The organism is Streptomyces sp. NPDC022910 (assembly GCF_055561075.1).
This window is the reverse complement of record NZ_JBVHHL010000009.1, coordinates 119179-139264: the sequence shown is the minus strand read 5'-3', so window position 1 is coordinate 139264 and position 20086 is coordinate 119179. Positions and strand designations below refer to the sequence as shown.

Below are 20086 nucleotides of genomic sequence, written 5' to 3'. Positions count from 1 at the left end.
ACCGCCAGTCAAGGCAGCGCGGTGTTGCCGGCGCGTATGTGGTTTTCGATATGCCGACGATATGTGCCGACCCGTAGCGTTAACGGCATGCGCGTGTTGATCGTCGAGGACGAGCCCTATATGGCAGAAGCCATCCGTGATGGCCTACGCCTGGAAGCGATCGCGGCCGACACCGCAGGGGACGGCGACACCGCTCTGGAACTGCTGAGCATCAACGTCTACGACATCGCCGTCCTCGACCGCGACATCCCCGGACCGTCCGGTGACGAGATCGCCCAACGGATCGTCGCCTCCGGCAGCGGCATGCCGATCCTCATGCTCACCGCGGCCGACCGGCTCGACGACAAGGTCTCCGGGTTCGAGCTCGGCGCCGACGACTACCTCACGAAGCCGTTCGAACTGCAAGAGCTCGTTCTCAGGCTCAGAGCACTCGACCGCAGGCGCGCCCACAGCAGGCCTCCCGTGCGAGAGATCGCAGGCCTGCGCCTTGACCCGTTCCGCAGAGAGGTATACCGGGACGGCCGCTACGTCGCGCTGACCAGGAAGCAGTTCGCCGTGCTCGAAGTCCTCGTCGCTGCCGAAGGCGGTGTCGTCAGCGCCGAAGAACTCCTGGAACGCGCGTGGGACGAGAACGCCGATCCGTTCACCAACGCCGTGCGCATCACTGTCTCGGCACTGCGCAAGCGCCTCGGTGAACCCTGGATCATCGCCACCGTGCCAGGCGTCGGCTACCGCATCGACACAGCACCCGGCACCGGACGTGAGGGACGAGACCGTGGCTAGGCAGCCTGGTTTGAGCGTTCGCGTCAAACTCACCCTCAGCTACGCCGGGTTCCTCATGCTGGCCGGCGTCCTGCTGCTCGTGGCGGTGTGGTGGTCCCTGCTGCGTTACGTGCCCGAGCGTCCGACCAGAACCCCCGGCGGGCTGTATCCCGACCGCTCCTTTGTCCTGCACACCTTCGTGCAGGCCGCGGGCCAGTTGCTGCCCTTCCTGCTGGTGTTCGGTCTCCTGGGAGGGTGGATCCTCGCCGGCCGCATGCTCGCCCCGCTGACTCGCATCACGGACGCCACACGCATGGCCACGAACGGATCACTCTCCCACCGAATCCGGCTACCGGGCCGCAATGACGAGTTCCGCGAACTCGCCGACGCCTTCGACACGATGCTCGCCCGGCTCGAATCACACGTCGCCGAACAGCGGAGATTCGCAGCCAACGCCTCTCACGAGTTGCGCACCCCGCTGGCGATCTCCAAGGCACTCCTCGACGTGGCCCGCACCGATCCGAACCGCGACCCCGGCGAACTCGTCGACCGCCTCCACGCCGTCAACACCCGAGCGATCGACCTTACCGAGGCGCTGCTCCTGCTCAGCCGCGCCGAGCAGCGGTCCTTCACCCGAGAACACGTCGACCTGTCCCTCATGGCGGAGGAAGCCACCGAAACACTCCTGCCTCTCGCGGAAAAGCATGGCGTCACCATCGAGACCAGCGGCGACATCACCCCTACGATCGGATCGCAAGCGCTCCTGCTGCAGCTGACCACGAACCTCGTACACAACGCGATCGTCCACAACCTGTCCGAACAGGGCATCGTGTGGGTGAATACCAGCGTCCGCCCCAACAGTGTGGTGCTCACTGTCGAAAACACCGGCGAGAACATCTCCCCACAGCTCGCCTCGACACTCACCGAACCATTCCAGCGCGGCACCGAACGCATACACACCGACCACGCAGGCGTCGGCCTCGGCTTGGCAATCGTCAAAACCATCACCCACGCACACGACGGAACGCTCACCCTCACCCCGCGCTCTGCCGGCGGGATCCGCATCACTGTGGAACTACCCGCGATATCCCGCACACCGGCAGGTGAAGAATCAGGGAATTGATGCGCGGCCACCACAGTAAAAACGGCCGCGCCGTGAAGTCGTTCACCGGCCTGCTCTTCTACGTGGCAGCCGTGACCGCCGCCGTCCTTGCCCTGGTGCTGGCGCGGGGCGCCGAGCGCAACCCGTACGGTCACCCGGCTCGCCGTACGGTCGCGGCGCTGCGGGTGCGGACGGTGGACGGGGGCGACTGGCTGGCGGACGTCGGTTTCGTGGCGCACAGCCACTGTCCGCTGGCGTTCGGGGAGCGGGGTGAGCAGCGGGACCCCGCCGGTGTGTTCCGGGTGATCGAGGCCCGAGCGGATGTGGCGGGGGTGCGAGGAGGCGGCGGTGCCGCGGAGTTCGGGGACCTCGACGTGGTGCGGGACGGCAGGCCGGAGTACCGGCTGGAGGTGCGGCCGAGGGCGCTCGGGGACTTCACCATCGGGGCCTGGTGGAACAGCACGTCGCCGGCCTCGCACTTCGTGCGGTCGCTGGTGTGCTCGCGGGTCACGGAGGACGGGGGGCGGATCACGCTCAGCGACAGCCGTCTGACGGTGACGGCCCCGGACGGGAAGAGGAAGGTGACGGACCTGACGAGCGACGAGGAGGTACTGGAGCTGTACCGGGAGCGGTTCGGGATCGGGCTGGACCGGGTGCCCACGGCCCGCGGAACGGCAGTCGATGGGCGGTGACCTGGACCTTCCGGGGCGGACCGCGGCGTCGGCCGGGCCGGGCGTAGCGGAAAATGGCGTCGTGAGCGATGTGAGACATGTGCTGGTGCTGCCCGACCGCGATGCCGCGGAAGAGGCGGCGGAGGCGCTCGGGCAGCGGTTCCGGCTGCATGAGGAACCGCGGATCGTCCGGGACGCGCTGGCCGGTGAGGACGATGCCGAGGACGCGCAGTGGCTGGTGGTGCTGCGGGACAGGGAGGAGGGCCTCGACCCGGAGCAGTTGGACGCGTTCGCGGGGGAGTGGGACGGCTGGCGGGAGGAGCCGTAGCCGTGCGGGGCGGTGCCCGGGGTCCGGCCGTGACCGTCGGGCGGTCCGGTCGCGTTGTCAGTGGCGCGTGGGATGCTTTCCGTGATGGCCAAGAAGACCGCGAATGACGACCTCCTCGCCCCCGTCACGCTTGCCGTGGGTCAGGAGGACCTCCTGCTCGACCGTGCCGTGCAGGAGGTGGTGGCCGCCGCCCGCGCCGCCGACGCCGACACGGACGTACGGGATCTGACCTCGGACCAGCTGCAGCCGGGCACGCTGGCCGAGCTGACGAGTCCGTCGCTGTTCGCCGAGCGCAAGGTCGTGGTCGTGCGCAACGCGCACGACCTGTCGGCCGACACGATCAAGGAACTGAAGGGATACTTCGCCTCGCCCGCCGAGGAGATCACCCTCGTGCTGCTGCACGCCGGCGGCGCCAAGGGCAAGGGGTTGCTCGACGCCGCGCGCAAGGCGGGAGCGCGTGAGGTGGCCTGCCCCAAGATGACCAAGCCGGCGGACCGGCTGGCGTTCGTGCGCGGAGAGTTCCGGACGCAGGGGCGTTCGGCGACGCCCGGGGCGTGCCAGGCGCTGGTCGACGCGATCGGCAGCGACCTGCGCGAGCTGGCGTCCGCGGTGTCGCAGCTCGTCGCCGATGTCGAGGGCACGATCGACGAGGCGGTGGTCGGGCGGTACTACACGGGGCGGGCCGAGGCGTCGAGCTTCACGGTCGCGGACCGGGCCGTCGAGGGGCGGGCGGCGGAGGCCCTGGAGGCACTGAGGTGGTCGCTGGCCACGGGAGTGGCGCCGGTGATGATCACGAGCGCGCTCGCGCAGGGCGTGCGGGCCATCGGGAAGCTGTCGTCGGCGCGGGGCGGGCGCCCCGCGGACCTCGCCCGGGAGTTGGGAATGCCGCCGTGGAAGATCGACCGGGTGCGGCAGCAGATGCGGGGCTGGACGCCGGAGGGGGTGGCGGTCGCCCTGCGTGCGGTGGCGGAGGCCGACGCGGGCGTGAAGGGCGGCGGGGACGATCCGGAGTACGCCCTGGAGAAGGCGGTCGTCACGGTGGCGCGGGCGGCACGCTCCAGGGGGCGGGCGTAGGCGAAGCCTTCATCCCGGACACCATCGATCCAGGGCACCCATCGATCAGGGCACCCATCGATCCCGAGTGCCATCCATCTAGGGCACCGTCGATCCAGGGGCACCGCCGCCTGGCACGCCGAAGGCCCCGCCGTTCGCCCTGGGGAAGGGCGGGGGCGGGGCCTCGGTCCAAGCTCGTGGGCTCGTACCCGCGTGGCGAACGCAGGCCGCGTACGAACCCGGGGTGCCGGATGGGAGCGGATGAGAGAGGGCCCGCTCGGTTCCCTCCGGCGTCAAATCAAGTGTCAGCCCTTGAGGGCCACGACCTTGGAAGCAAGCGCCGACTTCTTGTTGGCGGCCTGGTTCTTGTGGATGACGCCCTTCGAGACGGCCTTGTCGAGCGCACGCGCGGCGGCGCGCTGGAGCTCGGTGGCCTTCTCGGCGTCGCCCGCGGCAGCGGCCTCGCGAGCCTTGCGGATCGCGGTCTTGAGCGAGGACTTGACGGCCTTGTTGCGCAGGCGCGCCTTCTCGTTCGTCTTGTTCCGCTTGATCTGGGACTTGATGTTCGCCACGAATGAGCCTCTACAGGTTCAGGCACGCGAGGCTGGTCGCCTCACGCGCCGGTGATTTGTTGAAGACGTGCCTCGCGCTGAGAGGGCAGGAGACACAGCCACTCAGGCTACCAGCCGCCTTCGGGCCCGCCCAAACCGGCCGTCGGCGCCCCGAACGGGCTTCGATCCGGCCCCCGGGCCCGTCCCGGAGTGGCCCAAACCGGGCGCAGCCTCCCGCGCGTGGGACCATGGAAGCTACGTATCGATCCGACCCGAGACCGCAGACACTGCGGACGCCTCAAGAATCAGGACCCTGCGTGCCCGCGATCCCTAGCCATGTGCCCGAACCGAGCCGTACCGACCCGGCTCTGATCCGCAATTTCTGCATCATCGCGCACATCGACCACGGCAAGTCCACGCTCGCCGACCGGATGCTCCAGCTGACCGGTGTCGTCGAGCAGCGGCAGATGCGCGCTCAGTACCTCGACCGCATGGACATCGAGCGCGAGCGCGGCATCACGATCAAGTCCCAGGCGGTGCGTCTGCCGTGGGCCCCCACCCACGATCCGGGCAACACGCACATCCTCAACATGATCGACACCCCGGGGCACGTCGACTTCACGTACGAGGTCTCGCGATCGCTCGCCGCCTGCGAGGGGACCATCCTCCTCGTCGACGCCGCCCAGGGCATCGAGGCCCAGACCCTCGCCAACCTCTACCTGGCGATGGAGAACGACCTCACGATCATTCCCGTGCTCAACAAGATCGACCTGCCGGCCGCGCAGCCCGAGAAGTTCGCCGAGGAGCTCGCCAACCTCGTCGGCTGCGAGCCCGACGACGTGCTGCGGGTCTCCGCCAAGACCGGCGTCGGCGTCGACGCGCTCCTCGACAAGGTGGTACGGGAGATCCCCGCGCCGGTCGGTGTCGCCGACGCGCCCGCCCGCGCGATGATCTTCGACTCCGTGTACGACTCGTACCGGGGCGTGGTCACATACGTCCGTGTCATCGACGGCCAGCTCAACAAGCGCGAGCGGATCCGGATGATGTCCACGGGCGCGACCCACGAACTGCTGGAGATCGGCGTCAACTCGCCCGAGATGCTCCCGGCCGACGGCCTCGGCGTCGGCGAGGTGGGCTACCTCATCACCGGTGTGAAGGACGTCCGCCAGTCCAAGGTCGGTGACACCATCACCAGTCAGGCCAAGGGTGCCGTGGAGCCTCTCGGCGGGTACAAGGACCCGAAGCCGATGGTCTTCTCGGGCCTGTATCCGCTCGACGGCTCCGACTACCCCGACCTGCGCGAGGCCCTCGACAAGCTCCAGCTCAACGACGCCGCGCTCGTCTACGAACCGGAGACCTCCGCAGCCCTGGGCTTCGGCTTCCGCGTCGGCTTCCTCGGCCTGCTCCACCTCGACGTGATCCGCGAGCGGCTGGAGCGCGAGTTCGGTCTCGACCTGATCGCCACCGCCCCCAACGTGGTCTACCGCGTGATCATGGAGGACGGCGAAGAGCACGTCGTGACCAACCCGAGTGAGTTCCCCGAGGGGAAGCTCGCCGAGGTGTACGAGCCCGTCGTACGGGCCACGATCCTCGCGCCCACCGAGTTCATCGGCGCGATCATGGAACTGTGCCAGACCCGCCGCGGCACGTTGCTCGGCATGGACTACCTGTCCGAGGACCGGGTCGAGATCCGCTACACGCTGCCCCTCGCGGAGATCGTCTTCGACTTCTTCGACCAGCTGAAGTCCAAGACCCGCGGATACGCGTCCCTCGACTACGAGCCCACCGGCGAGCAGAGCAGCTCCCTGGTCAAGGTGGACATCCTGCTGCACGGCGACAAGGTCGACGCCTTCTCGGCGATCACCCACAAGGACCAGGCGTACGCGTATGGCGTACGTCTCGTCGCCAAGCTGAAGGAACTCATCCCGCGGCAGAACTTCGAGGTGCCGGTGCAGGCCGCCGTCGGCTCCCGGGTGATCGCCCGCGAGACCATCCGCGCCATCCGCAAGGACGTCCTCGCCAAGTGCTACGGCGGTGACATCTCCCGCAAGCGGAAGCTGCTGGAGAAGCAGAAGGAGGGCAAGAAGCGGATGAAGATGGTGGGTTCCGTGGAGGTTCCCCAGGAGGCCTTCATCGCTGTCCTGTCCAGCGATGACAGCGCGGGGTCGGCCAAGGGCAAGAAGTAACGCGGGTAGTCCGTGAAAACCGGGCCGAACGGGGGCTCGTCGTACGAAAGTGCGGCGGGCCCCTGTGCACGCACCCGGTCGCTCTCTGTAGGAAGTGACAGGCCGCCGCCTCTTACGCACCGGCCGGTCGGGCTCTACCCTGATCCCTGCTCGATAGTTACTCGCGAGTTAAACAACGATGCGTGAGTGACACCAGCCGCAGTAGCCAGCCGTAGTAGCCAGCCGCAATGAGCCAGCCGCACCATCGCGGGCCCCGGAGGATGTCGTGAGCGACACACAGACTTTGATCGAGAACCGTCCGCCGTCCGTGGCGGCCCTCTTTCTGGAGCGCGTGGCGGCCACGCCGGACGCCGAGGCGTACCGCTACCCCGTGCCCCCGGCCTCCGGCCAGGGCCCGGACGACTGGAAGTCGCTGAGCTGGGCCGAGGCCGCCGAGCGGGTCTACGCGATCGCGGCCGGACTGATCGAGCTGGGTGTGCAGCCGGAGCAGCGGGTGGCGCTCGCCTCCTCCACGCGGGTCGAATGGATCCTCGCCGACCTGGGCATCCTGTGTGCCGGCGCGGCCACGACGACCGTCTACCCGCAGACCAACGCCGAGGAGTCGGCCTTCATCCTCTCCGACTCCGAGAGCAAGGTGCTCATCGCGGAGAACGTGGAGCAGCTGGCCAAGGCGCAGGAGAAGCGCGGCGAGCTGCCCGAGCTGACCCACGTCGTGGTGATCGACCCCAAGGGCGTCGAGACCGATGACCGGGTGCTCACCCTCGCCGAGCTGGAATCACGTGGCGCCGCCCACCTCGAGAAGCACCCCGAGCTGATCAAGGAGCGGGTCGGGGCGATCACCAAGGACCAGCTCGCCACCCTCATCTACACCTCAGGCACCACCGGCCGCCCCAAGGGCGTGCGTCTGCCGCACGACAACTGGGCCTACATGGCGAAGGCGATCGCGGCGACCGGTCTGGTCGGCAGCGAGGACGTGCAGTACCTGTGGCTGCCGCTCGCGCACGTCTTCGGCAAGGTGCTCACCTCGGGCCAGATCGAGGTGGGGCACGTCACCGCGGTCGATGGCCGCGTCGACAAGATCATCGAGAACCTGCCGGTCGTGCAGCCCACCTACATGGCGGCCGTCCCGCGCATCTTCGAGAAGGTCTACAACGGGGTCGCGGCCAAGGCGCGGGCCGGTGGCGGCGCCAAGTACAAGATCTTCCAGTGGGCGGCCGAAGTCGCGCGCGAGTACGCCAAGGTCTCGCAGGACAACTTCCGCCGCACCGGCACCCACGCCGTGCCCTTCGGCCTGGGCGCCAAGCACAAGGTCGCCGACGCGCTCGTCTTCGCCAAGATCCGCGAGGCGTTCGGTGGCAACCTGCGCGCCTGCGTCTCCGGCTCCGCCGCCCTCGCGCCCGAGATCGGGTACTTCTTCGCGGGCGCCGGCATCCACATCCTGGAGGGCTACGGCCTCACGGAGTCCTCCGCGGCCTCCTTCGTGAACCCGGGAGAGGCGTACCGGACGGGCACTGTCGGCAAGCCGCTGCCCGGCACCGAGGTGCGCATCGCGGACGACGGCGAGATCCTGCTGCGCGGCCCCGGCATCATGGAGGGCTACCACGGGCTGCCGGACAAGACCGCCGAGGTGCTGGAGGCGGACGGCTGGTTCCACACCGGCGACATCGGCGAGCTGTCGCCCGACGGCTATCTGCGCATCACCGACCGCAAGAAGGACCTCATCAAGACGTCGGGCGGCAAGTACATCGCGCCTGCCGAGGTCGAGGGCCAGTTCAAGGCGGTGTGCCCGTACGTCTCCAACATCCTCGTGCACGGCGCCGACCGGAACTTCTGCACCGCGCTGATCGCCCTCGACGAGGTGTCCATCCTGGAGTGGGCGAAGGAGAACGGCCTGGAGGGCAAGCCGTACGCCGAGGTCGTCGCCGCGCCCGCCACGGTCGAGATGGTCGACGGCTATGTCAAGCAGCTGAACGAGGGCCTCCAGCGCTGGCAGACCATCAAGAAGTTCCGTCTCCTGCCCCGTGACCTCGACGTGGAGCACGGTGAGATCACGCCGAGCCTGAAGTTGAAGCGGCCGGTCGTGGAGCGGGAGTACAAGCATCTGATCGACGAGATGTACGCCGGGACGCGCGAGGCGTAGTCGCTCCGCCGGGAGGGCCGAGGTCGAGCAGCCACCGTCGGCCCTCTGCGGGCCGTCGGTGGCTGCTCGCGCAGTTCCCCGCGCACCTCAGGTGGCGCGAACCCCCGCGACCGGATGCCGTGGTTCCCGGACCTGGGTACGCAACTCCGCCCGGTCCGGAACCGTCCCCGGTCAGGCGCTTCAGTTGCTGGTTTCCTGCGGTGCAGGTTCGACAACGGCGCACCCGCCCGACTGGCCCTCATGACCGACCTCGCGGTCCACGCGCGTCGTGTCGGCCGCCGGGGCCACCAGGGGTCCGTCCCGGCGGCTGTCATCGCCGCGAGAGGACGGAGATTCGATGCTCGAATCTGTCCGTCTTCGAACACATCTGTAGCACTGTTCTCACTCATGGCGGCTCACTTCGGTAACTCGGCGCTTATGGGCGTGGTCGATCTGTCACTCTGTCCGCATCGCCAGAGGCGTATTCGTCCGAACTGCCTGGGGAGCTGTCCATGGGGGCCATTCCCACGCAACGGGAGACCGTTTCCCGTGCCCCTGATACCCCTGCGCCGGAGGGCGCAGGGGTGCGTGCGGTGGTGCGCACGACGCTGCCCGGGGGCCCGCTCGCGGCCGGCGCCGCCCGCCGGATCGTGCGCGCCGCCCTGACCGACTGGGCCCGGGCCGCCGAGCCCGACACCTTCACCGAACGGCTGGCCGACGACGCCCTGGTGGTCGTCAGCGAACTCGTCACCAACGCCGTCGTGCACGCGGGCACGGACGTCGACGTCGCGTGCCGTCTCCAGGACGCGGAGGACGGGCCGCCCGGCCTCGTCGTCGAGGTCTCCGACCACCACCCCTCCCGCGCGGTACGGGACGACAGCACCGAACACCCCTATGGCATACCGGAGTACGGGCGTGGGCTGCGGCTCGTCTCCGCGCTCTCCACGGCCTGGGGGATCACCTACCGCACCGGCACCAAGACCGTCTGGGCGCAGCTGCCCCTCGACGGCGCCCTCGACGTCGAGGACGAGCTCGATGCGTATGCCAGTGAGAGGCCACTGGAACGCGGGCTGAGCGCGGCCGAGGTCCTCGGACCCGACCTCTCCGCCTTCGCCGAGCCGGCCCGCGTCGTGCACGACCGGGACTGGCGGGGCCGCGGCGCCCTCTCCTTCCTCGCCGAGGCATCCGACCTGCTCGCCGGGCAGCTCGACGAGGACCTGGTCGCCGCGCTCACCGGACAGCTCCTCGTGCCACGGCTCGCCGACTGGTGTGCGGTGTGGCTCGAGGACGAGGCGACCGGCTGGCACGGGCCCGAGGCGGCGGTCGCCCCCGGGCCCCGGCTCGCCCGCGTCTGGCACGGCAGCGAGAACTGCATCGAGGAGCTGCGCCGGGCGCTGGAGAAGGACCCGCCCCGGCTGCCCGAGTCGGTGCGCTCCCGGGCGGTGACCGTGCCCTGGCCCGGCGAGGCGCTGGGTGCGCGCGGCGCGACCGGGGCGGCACTCGCGTACCGGCTGATCGCCGGCGGGCGGCCGCTGGGCACACTCGTCATCGGGCGGGCCGGCCTGCTGTGCTTCCCCGACGAGGTCACCGGGCTCGTGGAGGACCTGAGCCGCCGGGTGGCGCTGGCCATCGGGGCGGCCCGGCAGTACGCGCGCCAGGCCACCATCAGCCGGGTGCTGCAGCGCGGACTGCTGCCCGGAGCGGTCGCCGAGATCCCGGGGGTACGCAGCGCGCTCGTGTACGAGCCCTGCGACAAGGGCGGACCGAGCGGCGACTTCTACGACATCTTCCCGGCCGGCGACGGACGCTGGTGCTTCGCGCTCGGTGACGTCCAGGGAAAGGGGCCGGAGGCGGCCGTGGTGATCGGTCTGGCCCGGCCCTGGCTGCGGCTGCTGGCCCGCGAGGGCTACGCGGTCCCCGACGTCCTGGACCGTCTCAACCAGCTGCTGCTGGACGACGCGACCGAGGCCTCGGACGCCGCGGCGCGGGCGCTCGTCGCCGCGGGCGCGCCGATGCCGGTCGCCGACGACGGCCCGCACGCCCGCTTCCTCTCCCTTCTCCACGGCGAGCTGGTCCCCGTCGAGGGCGGGGTGCGCTGCACGCTCGCCGCCGCCGGGCATCCGCTGCCGCTGTTACTGGGCCCGGACGGCGGCGTACGGGCCATGGCGCAGTCGCAGACGCTGCTCGGGGTCGTCGAGGACGTGGCGTACACCTGCGAGACCTTCGAGCTGCACCCCGGCGACACGCTGCTGTGCGTCACCGACGGGGTGACCGAGCGGCGCAGCGGGTCGCGTCAGTTCGACGACGGGGACGGACTGGCGGCGGCACTTGCCGGCTGCGCCGGGCTGAGCGCACAGCTGATCGCGGAACGGATCCGGAGGCTGGTGCACGAGTTCGGCGGGAAGCCGCCGGAGGACGATCTGGCGCTGCTCGTGCTGCAGGCGGAATGAGCGGAGTGGCTTGTCCCGGCGGTACGGGACAATGGAGGACATGCCTTCCGCACTTCCCGACGGCGAGCCCGTTCCCGAGGACGGCGCGCTGCCCGCGCACGCCCTGGCCGAGGCCGCCGAGCGCCCCCTCGGGTTCTACCTCCACGTGCCGTACTGCGCGACGCGCTGCGGCTACTGCGACTTCAACACGTACACCGCGACGGAGCTGCGCGGCACGGGCGGGGTGCTGGCGTCCCGGGACAACTACGCCGAGACGCTGATCGAGGAGATCCGCCTGGCCCGCAAGGTGCTGGGCGGCGACCCGCGCGAGGTCCGCACAGTCTTCGTCGGGGGCGGCACGCCGACGCTGCTGGCAGCGGAGGACCTCGTACGGATGCTGGGGTCGATCCGCGACGAGTTCGGGCTCGCGGACGACGCGGAGGTGACCACGGAGGCGAACCCGGAGTCGGTGGACGAGCGGTACCTGGCCACGCTGAGGGAGGGCGGCTTCAACCGGATCTCCTTCGGCATGCAGAGCGCACGCCCGCACGTACTGAAGATCCTGGACCGCACCCACACCCCGGGCCGCCCCGAGGCCTGTGTGGCCGAGGCCCGGGCGGCGGGCTTCGAGCACGTCAACCTGGACCTGATCTACGGCACGCCGGGGGAGTCGGACGACGACTGGCGGGCATCGCTGGACGCGGCGCTGAGCGCGGGCCCCGACCACATATCGGCGTACGCGCTGATCGTCGAGGAGGGTACGCAGCTGGCCCGCCGCATCCGCCGGGGCGAGATCCCCATGACGGACGACGACGTCCACGCGGACCGCTATCTGATCGCCGACGAGGTGCTGGCGGGGGCGGGCTACGACTGGTACGAGGTCTCGAACTGGGCCACGTCCGACTCCGGCCGCTGCCTCCACAACGAGCTGTACTGGCGTGGCGCCGACTGGTGGGGTGCGGGCCCCGGCGCCCACAGTCACGTGGGCGGGGTGCGCTGGTGGAACGCGAAGCACCCGGGGGCGTACGCGGCGGCACTGGCGGCGGGCCGCTCCCCGGGGGCCGGCCGCGAGCTCCTGTCGGAGGAGGACCGCCGGGTGGAGCGGATCCTGCTGGAGCTGCGACTGCGGGAGGGGGTGCCGTTGTCGCTGTTGCGGGAGGAGGGGCTGGTGGCCTCTCGTCGGGCGCTGGCGGAGGGGTTGCTGGAGGAGGGGCCGTACGAGGAGGGGCGGGCCGTTCTGACGCTGCGGGGGCGGCTGTTGGCGGATGCGGTGGTGCGGGACCTGGTGGACTGATCACTCGTCGTGGTGGATCGCAGTTCAAGGGCCGCTGCGGATGTGTGTCGCGTTCCTGGCGTGCAGCCATGAACGACAGGCAGGCGATCGAGTCTTCGGCACGCTCGAAGTCCCTGAGGGCGTCAGGGCTGAGCTGCTGCGAGGGGACATCGTGATGACGAGATGCCCGGACTTGGTGCACAACCGCACGGTGGAGGACGTCCAGGACGGTGTCCCGCGGAGCCGGTGTATCTGATCGTCGATGCGGCAGCGGCGGAATGCCTGGTGCTCACCGAGCCTCACGGAAGGGGCGAGTGCGCCGACTACCGGAGCCGGCGGAACTGGAAGTTCGGGGAGATGCTGCACCTGCCCGTGCTGGACACCGGCATCCACACCGGCGAGTTTCGGTCTATCCCGGCGCGGTGACGAAGTCGATCAGCTCCTCCACCCTCCCCAACAACTCCGGCTCCAGGTCCCTGTAGGACCGCACCCGCGCCAGAATCCCCCGCCACGCCTCCCCCGTGTTCTCCGGCCACCCCAGCGCCCGGCACACCCCCTTCTTCCAGTCCTGGCCGTGCGGGACGCGCGGCCACTTTGCGATGCCCAGGGCCGCCGGCTTCACCGCCTCCCAGATGTCGATGTACGGGTGGCCCACCACCAGTGCGTGCTCGCTCGTCACCGACTCGGCGATGCGCCACTCCTTCGTGCCGAAGACCAGGTGGTCCACCAGGACGCCGAGGCGGGCGTCGGGGCCGGGGGAGAAGGACGAGACGATCGACGGCAGGTCGTCGACGCCCTCCAGGTACTCCACCACCACGCCCTCGATGCGCAGGTCGTCGCCCCAGACCTTTTCCACCAGTTCCGCGTCGTGGCGGCCCTCCACGTAGATCCGGCCGGCGCGGGCCACGCGTGCGCGTGCGCCGGGGACGGCGACCGAGCCCGAGGCCGTACGTGTGGGGCGTACCGGCGCCGATGAAGAAGGGCGCACCAACGTCACCGCTTGGCCCTCCAGGAGGAAGCCGCGTGGCTCCAGCGGGAACACGCGGTGCTTGCCGAAGCGGTCCTCCAACGTCACCGTGCCCGCCTCGCAGCGGATCACCGCGCCGCAGAAGCCTGTGCTCGGCTCCTCCACCACCAGACCGGGGTCCGCCGGAACCTCCGGCACGGGTTGCGGCTTCTTCCACGGCGGGGTCAGGTCCGGCGAGTACGAACGGGGGTGCGGGCCCGAAGGGCCCTCGTTGGAAGGGCGGTGGTGGGAGACGGGTGGGCGCATTCGGATGACGATAGGAGAAGGTGTCCACCGGTTCCTACGACACGCCGAAACGGGCCGCCAGTTCGTCGCGCTGGGAACGGACGAACCCGGCGTTCACCACCGAACCATGCCCCGGCACGTACACCGCGTCCTCCCCGCCCAGCTCCAGCAGCCGGTCAAGGGCCGCCGGCCAGTGCGAGGGAATCGCGTCCGGGCCGGCCTGGGGCTCGCCGGACTCCTCCACCAGGTCCCCGCAGAACACCACCTCCCGCTCCCCGGGGACGAGGACCACCAGGTCGTGGGCCGTGTGGCCCGGTCCCACATTCGCGAGCAGCACCTGCACCCCGCCCAGGTCGAGCGTCCACTCGCCCGAGACCTGGTGGCGGGGGAGGACCAGCACGTCCACGGCCTCGGTCGCCCCATCCGGGTCCAGGCCGTTGCGCACCGCGTCCGCGACCAGTTCGCCGCGCTCGTGGACGAGCACCCCGTCGATGCCCACCGCCCCGAACACCTCCACGTCCGCGAACGCCGCCGCCCCGAAGACATGGTCGAAATGGGGATGCGTGAGCGCGAGATGTGTCACACGCCGGTCCGGGCCCAGGGGCGCGAGCAGCCGCCGCGCCTCGGTGCGCAACCGTGTTCCCTCGCCCAGGCTCGACCCCGCGTCAATCATGAGCGCCGCGCGCTCGCCGACGACCAGCCCGGCTGTGCAGTCCCAGACCGGGAGCCGTCTGCGCCCCGCCCTCGGACCGAGCGTCTCCCACCCGGACCCTTCCCAGAGCACCGTCATAAGGCGACGCTATCCCCAGACCTCCCGCCTGGCAGGACACCCCGGGACAGGTCGGTACACGTCGGTACCAGGGCGCGGCCCGGCCTTGCCCGGGGCGTACCCGACCGCCGTACACTGACTGCGGGGTGCTGGCACTCGCACGCGCAGAGTGCCAGGGGAAGCGTCAAGGGGACGGACAGACAGCTGGAGGTGCGCGCGATGCTCAGTGAACGCAGGCTCGAAGTGCTGCGCGCCATCGTCCAGGACTACGTCGGCACCGAGGAGCCGGTGGGCTCCAAGGCGCTCACCGAGCGGCACAAGCTCGGTGTGTCCCCGGCCACCGTCCGCAACGACATGGCCGCGCTGGAGGAGGAGGGCTACATCGCCCAGCCGCACACCAGCGCCGGACGCATCCCCACGGACAAGGGCTACCGCCTCTTCGTCGACAAGCTCGCGGCCGTCAAGCCGATGAGTCCGCCCGAGCGCCGCGCGATCCAGAACTTCCTGGAGGGCGCCGTCGACCTCGACGACGTCGTGACGCGTACGGTACGGCTGCTCGCACAGCTCACCCGGCAGGTCGCCGTCGTGCAGTACCCGTCGCTGACGCGCTCGACGGTGCGGCACGTGGAGCTGCTGTCGATGGCCCCGGCCCGGCTGATGCTCGTGCTGATCACGGACACCGGCCGCGTCGAGCAGCGCATGATCGACTGCCCGGCCCCCTTCGGAGAAACGTCTCTCGCGGATCTGCGCGCGCGGCTCAACAGCCGGGTCGCCGGCCGCCGCTTCGCGGACGTTCCGCAGCTGGTCCAGGACCTGCCCGAGGCCTTCGAGGAACCGGAGGACCGCGGCACGGTCGCGACGGTGCTCTCCACCCTGCTGGAGACGCTCGTGGAGGAGACCGAGGAGCGGCTGATGATCGGCGGCACCGCCAATCTCACCCGCTTCGCGCATGACTTCCCTCTCACCATCCGTCCCGTCCTCGAGGCGCTCGAGGAGCAGGTCGTGCTCCTCAAGTTGCTCGGCGAGGCGAAGGATCCGGGCATGCGGGTGCGTATCGGTCATGAGAACGCACACGAGGGACTCAACTCCACGTCCATCGTCTCCGTGGGCTACGGTTCGGGCGGCGAGGCAGTAGCGAAACTGGGCGTGGTCGGACCGACCCGCATGGATTACCCGGGAACGATGGGAGCGGTACGAGCGGTGGCACGGTACGTCGGACAGATCCTGGCGGAGTCGTAAGTGGCCACGGACTACTACGCCGTACTCGGCGTGCGCCGTGACGCGTCGCAGGAGGAGATCAAGAAGGCGTTCCGTCGGCTCGCCCGCGAGCTGCACCCGGACGTCAACCCCGATCCCAAGACGCAGGAGCGGTTCAAGGAGATCAACGCCGCGTACGAGGTGCTCTCGGACCCGCAGAAGAAGCAGGTCTACGACCTCGGCGGCGACCCGCTGTCCCAGGCGGGCGGCGCCGGCGCGGGTGGCTTCGGCGCGGGCGGCTTCGGGAACTTCTCGGACATCATGGACGCGTTCTTCGGCACGGCGTCGCAGCGCGGACCGCGCTCGCGCACCCGCCGGGGCCAGGACGCCATGATCCGGCTCGAGGTCGAGCTCGACGAGGCGGCCTTCGGCACGACGAAGGACATCCAGGTCGACACGGCCGTCGTCTGCAACACCTGCAACGGGGAGGGTGCCGCGCCCGGCACCTCCGCGCAGACCTGTGACATGTGCCGCGGCCGCGGTGAGGTCTCGCAGGTCACGCGGTCCTTCCTGGGTCAGGTCATGACCTCCCGGCCGTGCCCGCAGTGTCAGGGCTTCGGCACGATCGTCCCGAACCCGTGCCCGGAGTGCGCGGGCGACGGGCGGGTGCGCTCCCGCAGGACGCTCACGGTCAAGATCCCCGCGGGTGTGGACAACGGCACGCGGATCCAGCTCGCGGGCGAGGGCGAGGTCGGCCCCGGCGGCGGTCCCGCCGGCGACCTGTACGTCGAGATCCACGAGCTGCCGCACCCGACCTTCCAGCGGCGCGGCGACGACCTGCACTGCACGGTCACCATCCCGATGACGGCGGCGGCCCTCGGCACGAAGGTCCCGCTGGAGACGCTGGACGGCCTGGAGGAGGTCGACATCCGTCCCGGTACGCAGTCCGGGCAGTCGATCCCGCTGCACGGCCGCGGCGTCACGCATCTGCGCGGCGGCGGCCGGGGCGACCTGGTCGTGCACGTCGAGGTGCAGACGCCGTCCAAGCTGGACCCCGAGCAGGAGCGGCTGCTGCGCGAGCTGGCGCAACTGCGGGGCGAGGAACGCCCGCAGGGGCAGTTCCAGCCGGGGCAGCAGGGGCTGTTCTCACGGCTGAAGGACGCCTTCAACGGGCGGTGACGCCGGGTGGGCGCCCCCGGCGGGGGCGGCAGTGCCTGGAGGGCCGCTCCTGGAGCTGCGGCCCCCCGGACCACGGCCTCGTCCCCAGGTGCCGGACGGGCTGATGGCGTCGGCCGTCGGCTGAATTGCACTGGACGCGGGCACATCCCACCACTCCTGACCCGCGGCCCCTTCCTCTGGCATATGCCAGAGGAAGGCCGGATTCGGACTTGTTCGGAGGACGTGACAACATGCCGTCATGTCCTCCGCGCTGACCGATCTCCTCCGCCATCCGATCGTGCAGGCCCCCATGGCGGGCGGCGTCTCCGTGCCGCAGCTCGCCGCCGCCGTGTCCGACGCCGGTGGCCTCGGGTTCCTCGCCGCCGGGTACAAAACCGCCGACGGCATGTACCAGGAGATCAAGCAGCTCCGCGCGCTCACGGGCGGCCCCTTCGGCGTGAACCTGTTCATGCCGCAGCCCGAGTATCCCGGTGCAAGTACCGGCTCCGCCGGAGCGGCCGGCGCCGCGCTGCCTTCTCCCGCCGCGGTCGAGGTCTACGCCAACCAGCTCGCAGGCGAGGCCGCCTGGTACGAGACCGAGCTGGGCGACCCCGACAGCGGCCGCGACGACGGCTACGACGTCAAGCTCGCCGTCCTCCTCGACAACCCGGTCCCGGTGGTCTCGTTCCATTTCGGGGTTCCGGCCCCGGAGGTTCTGGAGGCCCTGCGGCGCGCGGGCACTCTCACCCTCGTCACCGCGACCACCGCGGACGAGGCAGTGGCCGTGCAGAGCGCGGGCGCCGACGCGGTGATCGTGCAGGGCGTCGAGGCCGGCGGCCATCAGGGCACCCACCGGGACGTCCAGGAGAACGACGGGTCCGGCATCGGGCTGCTCGCGCTCGTCGCCCAGGTGCGCGAGAGTGTGGGGATCCCGATCGTGGCGGCGGGCGGGATCATGCGCGGCAGCCAGATCGCCGCGGTGCTCGCGGCGGGCGCGAGCGCGGCACAGCTCGGCACCGCGTTCCTCCCGACGCCCGAGTCCGGCGCGCACCCCGTGCACAAGCGGGCGCTGACCGACCCCCTGTTCGTCCGGACGGAGCTGACGCGCGCGTTCTCCGGGCGCCCGGCCCGCGGTCTGGTCAACCGGTTCATGCGGGAGCACGGACCGTATGCGCCGGCCGCCTACCCCGAGATCCACCACCTCACCTCGCCGCTGCGCAAGGCGGCCGCAAAGGCGGGCGACGCGCAGGGTATGGCGCTGTGGGCGGGGCAGGGCCACCGGCTGGCCCGCGAACTGCCTGCCGGGCAGCTCGTCGAGGTGCTGGCGGCGGAGCTGGAGGCGGCGAAGACAGCGTTGTCGGCGGGAGGTGCCGGGCGATGACGGCTCCCGTGTTCGTCGTGGACCGACTCGACGGAATCGGTCCGGAGTTCCTGCTCGAGGGGCCCGAGGGGCGGCACGCCGTCTCGGTGAAGCGCCTGCGGCCCGGTGAGGACGTGGTCCTCACCGACGGGCACGGGCGGTGGACCGAGGGCGTGGTGAAGGCCGCCGAGGGCAAGGACCGACTGGTGGTCATGGACCTGGAGTCCCTCCACGAGGAGCCCCCGGCGCCGGTGCGCATCACCGTCGTCCAGGCCCTGCCCAAGGGCGACCGGGGCGAGCTGGCGGTGGAGACGATGACGGAGGTGGGCGTGGACACGATCGTCCCGTGGGCGGCCTCCCGGTGCATCACGCAGTGGAAGGGCGACCGCGGGCTGAAGGCGCTCGGCAAGTGGCGGGCCACCGCCCGGGAGGCGGGCAAGCAGTCCCGCCGAGTGCGCTTCCCGGAGGTCGCGGACGCGGCGACGACCAAGCAGGTTGCGGCACTTCTGGCCAAAGCCGACTTCGCCGCGGTCCTGCACGAGAGCGGCGAGGAGCCCCTGGCGACCGTGGAACTCCCCGCGAAGGGCGAGATCGTGCTGGTCGTCGGGCCCGAGGGCGGTGTCTCCCCCGAGGAGCTGGCGCAGTTCGAGGAGGCGGGCGCGAGGGCGTTCCGGCTGGGGCGTACCGTCCTGCGTACATCGACCGCCGGGACCGCCGCGGCCGCCCTGCTGCTCGGCCGCACGGGCCGCTGGTCCTGACCCACGGGGGAACACCATGGAACTCGCCCAGGTACGGCTGCTGGTCTCGGACTTCGCCGGCTGTTACCGGTTCTACGCCGAGGTCCTCGGACTCAAACCCCAGTCGGGGGCGCTGGAGGGGCCGTACGAGAAGTTCAGCCCCGCCGCCGGCTCGGCGGGCATCGCGCTGCAGGACAGGGCGATGATGGCCGGGATCCTCGGTGAACTGGGCGACGAGGCGACGGGCCACCGCTCGCTGGTGGTGCTGCGCGTCGACGACCTGGACGCGTTCTGCGAGCAGATAACGTCCCGCGGCGCGACGCTGCTGCACGGCCCGGCCCCCATGACCGACCGCATGCGCGTCGCCCATCTCAAGGACCCGGAGGGCAACCTGGTGGAACTCCAGGAGTGGTTGCTGCTGCGCACCTGACGGCACGTCGGGAGGCGTACACGCGGGCGCTCGGGTGGCCGTATGCGCTCTACCGTCGTGGGCGTGGCAGTGGCAGGCTGCCCTCCATGGGGGCAGTGAGGCGGATCTGGCGGCGGCCGACGGGACGGCGGCGGGCCGCGGTGGTCACCGGGCTCGCGGTGGCCGCCGTGGGCGGTGTCGTGGCGTGCCGGCCCGGTGATCTGACTACGGCGTCGGTGGCGTACACGACCGACCAGACCGCGACCAAGGAACTGGAGCGGCAGCACGTGAACGTGCGCTGGCTCGCCTGCACGGGCAACTACGGCAACGGCAACAGGACCGCCGCAGCCGGCAGAACCCCCTCGCCGTCCGGGACCACCGTCGTCACCGTCGACTGCCAGGGGCAGACCGACGACAAGAAGGACATCACCGTCAAGGGCCGGGTCACCCGCGCCGTCGACGGCAAGTGCGTGCGCGGGGACCTCAGGGCGACCGTGGGCGGCAGGGAGTGGTTCCACGTCAGGGGCCTCGGCAACTGCAACGCGAGCAGCACGCCGACGCCCCCCGTCACATTCCGCCCGACCACCCCCGGCGAGCCCCGGCCCACCGTGACCGTGACGAAGACGATCTGGTGCCAGGGCGACCCCACCTGTTGGCCGGTCCAGGGCAAGTGACGCACGCAAAGGACCGGATCATGTGGGGAAAACCCCTGTCGGGGAAGGAGATCGCT

Annotated in this window: 18 protein-coding genes and 1 pseudogene; 16 read left to right on the top strand and 3 right to left on the bottom strand. The window is 70.6% G+C overall.

What is annotated here, in order from left to right:
* Positions 1-87 precede the first annotated feature (87 nt).
* The 5 genes and pseudogenes from ACZ3TS_RS11865 to holA all read left to right on the top strand — a co-directional run bounded on the left by ACZ3TS_RS11865 (position 88) and on the right by holA (position 3937).
* Positions 88-783, top strand: a complete 696-nt coding sequence (locus tag ACZ3TS_RS11865) for a response regulator transcription factor (protein WP_467616392.1) — start codon at positions 88-90, stop codon at positions 781-783.
* Entirely contained in the window at positions 776-1885 is a 1110-nt protein-coding gene (locus ACZ3TS_RS11860) for a sensor histidine kinase (protein ID WP_467616390.1), read from the top strand. The genes ACZ3TS_RS11865 and ACZ3TS_RS11860 overlap by 8 nt, the downstream gene beginning before the upstream one ends.
* Before the next feature lie 122 nt (positions 1886-2007).
* A pseudogene (locus tag ACZ3TS_RS11855) lies at positions 2008-2556 on the top strand (arylamine N-acetyltransferase family protein); the annotation flags it as partial.
* Between the two features lie 61 nt (positions 2557-2617).
* Positions 2618-2863: a hypothetical protein gene (locus ACZ3TS_RS11850; protein WP_467616388.1), complete on the top strand. Its 246-nt coding sequence runs from the start codon at positions 2618-2620 to the stop codon at positions 2861-2863.
* Positions 2864-2947: 84 nt separating this feature from the next.
* Positions 2948-3937, top strand: coding sequence for a DNA polymerase III subunit delta (gene holA / locus ACZ3TS_RS11845; protein ID WP_467616386.1), 990 nt, complete (start codon positions 2948-2950; stop codon positions 3935-3937).
* Between the two features lie 284 nt (positions 3938-4221).
* Here holA and rpsT read toward each other — a convergent pair whose 3' ends face one another.
* Entirely contained in the window at positions 4222-4488 is a 267-nt protein-coding gene (rpsT, locus tag ACZ3TS_RS11840) for a 30S ribosomal protein S20 (protein ID WP_467616384.1), read from the bottom strand.
* Positions 4489-4784: 296 nt separating this feature from the next.
* On the opposite strand from rpsT, the gene lepA reads away from it, so the two are divergent.
* The 5 genes from lepA to ACZ3TS_RS11815 all read left to right on the top strand — a co-directional run bounded on the left by lepA (position 4785) and on the right by ACZ3TS_RS11815 (position 12900).
* The gene (lepA, locus tag ACZ3TS_RS11835) at positions 4785-6653 is read left to right on the top strand and encodes a translation elongation factor 4 (RefSeq protein ID WP_467616382.1); all 1869 of its coding nucleotides are present in this window, start codon (positions 4785-4787) and stop codon (positions 6651-6653) included.
* Between the two features lie 265 nt (positions 6654-6918).
* Positions 6919-8793: an AMP-dependent synthetase/ligase gene (locus tag ACZ3TS_RS11830; RefSeq protein WP_467616380.1), complete on the top strand. Its 1875-nt coding sequence runs from the start codon at positions 6919-6921 to the stop codon at positions 8791-8793.
* 491 nt (positions 8794-9284) lie between these two features.
* Entirely contained in the window at positions 9285-11222 is a 1938-nt protein-coding gene (locus ACZ3TS_RS11825; protein WP_467616378.1) for a SpoIIE family protein phosphatase, read from the top strand.
* Positions 11223-11262: 40 nt separating this feature from the next.
* Positions 11263-12495 (top strand): radical SAM family heme chaperone HemW, encoded by a 1233-nt coding sequence (gene hemW / locus ACZ3TS_RS11820; RefSeq protein ID WP_467616376.1) that lies wholly within the window; start codon positions 11263-11265, stop codon positions 12493-12495.
* 225 nt (positions 12496-12720) lie between these two features.
* Positions 12721-12900, top strand: coding sequence for a hypothetical protein (locus tag ACZ3TS_RS11815; protein ID WP_467616374.1), 180 nt, complete (start codon positions 12721-12723; stop codon positions 12898-12900).
* Here ACZ3TS_RS11815 and ACZ3TS_RS11810 read toward each other — a convergent pair.
* Positions 12884-13747, bottom strand: a complete 864-nt coding sequence (locus ACZ3TS_RS11810; RefSeq protein WP_467616373.1) for a DUF3097 domain-containing protein — start codon at positions 13745-13747, stop codon at positions 12884-12886. The genes ACZ3TS_RS11815 and ACZ3TS_RS11810 overlap by 17 nt on opposite strands.
* 34 nt (positions 13748-13781) lie before the next feature.
* Complete coding sequence (locus tag ACZ3TS_RS11805) at positions 13782-14516, bottom strand: MBL fold metallo-hydrolase (protein ID WP_467616371.1); 735 nt, start codon at positions 14514-14516, stop codon at positions 13782-13784.
* Between the two features lie 198 nt (positions 14517-14714).
* On the opposite strand from ACZ3TS_RS11805, the gene hrcA reads away from it, so the two are divergent.
* The 6 genes from hrcA (at position 14715) to ACZ3TS_RS11775 (ending at position 20030) form a co-directional block, all read left to right on the top strand.
* Positions 14715-15734 carry a heat-inducible transcriptional repressor HrcA gene (gene hrcA, locus ACZ3TS_RS11800; RefSeq protein WP_467616370.1) on the top strand — a complete coding sequence of 340 codons (1020 nt, stop codon included), beginning with the start codon at positions 14715-14717 and terminating at the stop codon, positions 15732-15734.
* Entirely contained in the window at positions 15735-16871 is a 1137-nt protein-coding gene (dnaJ, locus tag ACZ3TS_RS11795) for a molecular chaperone DnaJ (protein WP_467616368.1), read from the top strand.
* Between the two features lie 238 nt (positions 16872-17109).
* Complete coding sequence (locus ACZ3TS_RS11790; RefSeq protein ID WP_467616366.1) at positions 17110-18231, top strand: nitronate monooxygenase; 1122 nt, start codon at positions 17110-17112, stop codon at positions 18229-18231.
* Positions 18228-18968, top strand: a complete 741-nt coding sequence (locus ACZ3TS_RS11785) for a 16S rRNA (uracil(1498)-N(3))-methyltransferase (RefSeq protein WP_467616364.1) — start codon at positions 18228-18230, stop codon at positions 18966-18968. The genes ACZ3TS_RS11790 and ACZ3TS_RS11785 overlap by 4 nt, the downstream gene beginning before the upstream one ends.
* Positions 18969-18984: 16 nt before the next feature.
* Positions 18985-19377: a VOC family protein gene (locus ACZ3TS_RS11780; protein ID WP_467616361.1), complete on the top strand. Its 393-nt coding sequence runs from the start codon at positions 18985-18987 to the stop codon at positions 19375-19377.
* Between the two features lie 86 nt (positions 19378-19463).
* The gene (locus ACZ3TS_RS11775) at positions 19464-20030 is read left to right on the top strand and encodes a hypothetical protein (protein ID WP_467616358.1); all 567 of its coding nucleotides are present in this window, start codon (positions 19464-19466) and stop codon (positions 20028-20030) included.
* Positions 20031-20086: the final 56 nt, after the last annotated feature.

Excerpts from the sequence above, each read along its gene's own strand:
- hrcA (WP_467616370.1), top strand. The coding sequence starts at position 14,715 with ATGCTCAGTGAACGCAGGCTCGAAGTGCTGCGCGCCATCGTCCAGGAC.
- hemW (WP_467616376.1), top strand. The coding sequence starts at position 11,263 with ATGCCTTCCGCACTTCCCGACGGCGAGCCCGTTCCCGAGGACGGCGCG.
- ACZ3TS_RS11775 (WP_467616358.1), top strand. The coding sequence starts at position 19,464 with ATGGGGGCAGTGAGGCGGATCTGGCGGCGGCCGACGGGACGGCGGCGG.
- ACZ3TS_RS11785 (WP_467616364.1), top strand. The coding sequence starts at position 18,228 with ATGACGGCTCCCGTGTTCGTCGTGGACCGACTCGACGGAATCGGTCCG.
- ACZ3TS_RS11810 (WP_467616373.1), bottom strand. The coding sequence starts at position 13,747 with ATGCGCCCACCCGTCTCCCACCACCGCCCTTCCAACGAGGGCCCTTCG.
- holA (WP_467616386.1), top strand. The coding sequence starts at position 2,948 with ATGGCCAAGAAGACCGCGAATGACGACCTCCTCGCCCCCGTCACGCTT.
- ACZ3TS_RS11805 (WP_467616371.1), bottom strand. The coding sequence starts at position 14,516 with ATGACGGTGCTCTGGGAAGGGTCCGGGTGGGAGACGCTCGGTCCGAGG.
- ACZ3TS_RS11790 (WP_467616366.1), top strand. The coding sequence starts at position 17,110 with ATGTCCTCCGCGCTGACCGATCTCCTCCGCCATCCGATCGTGCAGGCC.
- ACZ3TS_RS11865 (WP_467616392.1), top strand. The coding sequence starts at position 88 with ATGCGCGTGTTGATCGTCGAGGACGAGCCCTATATGGCAGAAGCCATC.
- ACZ3TS_RS11825 (WP_467616378.1), top strand. The coding sequence starts at position 9,285 with ATGGGGGCCATTCCCACGCAACGGGAGACCGTTTCCCGTGCCCCTGAT.
- ACZ3TS_RS11780 (WP_467616361.1), top strand. The coding sequence starts at position 18,985 with ATGGAACTCGCCCAGGTACGGCTGCTGGTCTCGGACTTCGCCGGCTGT.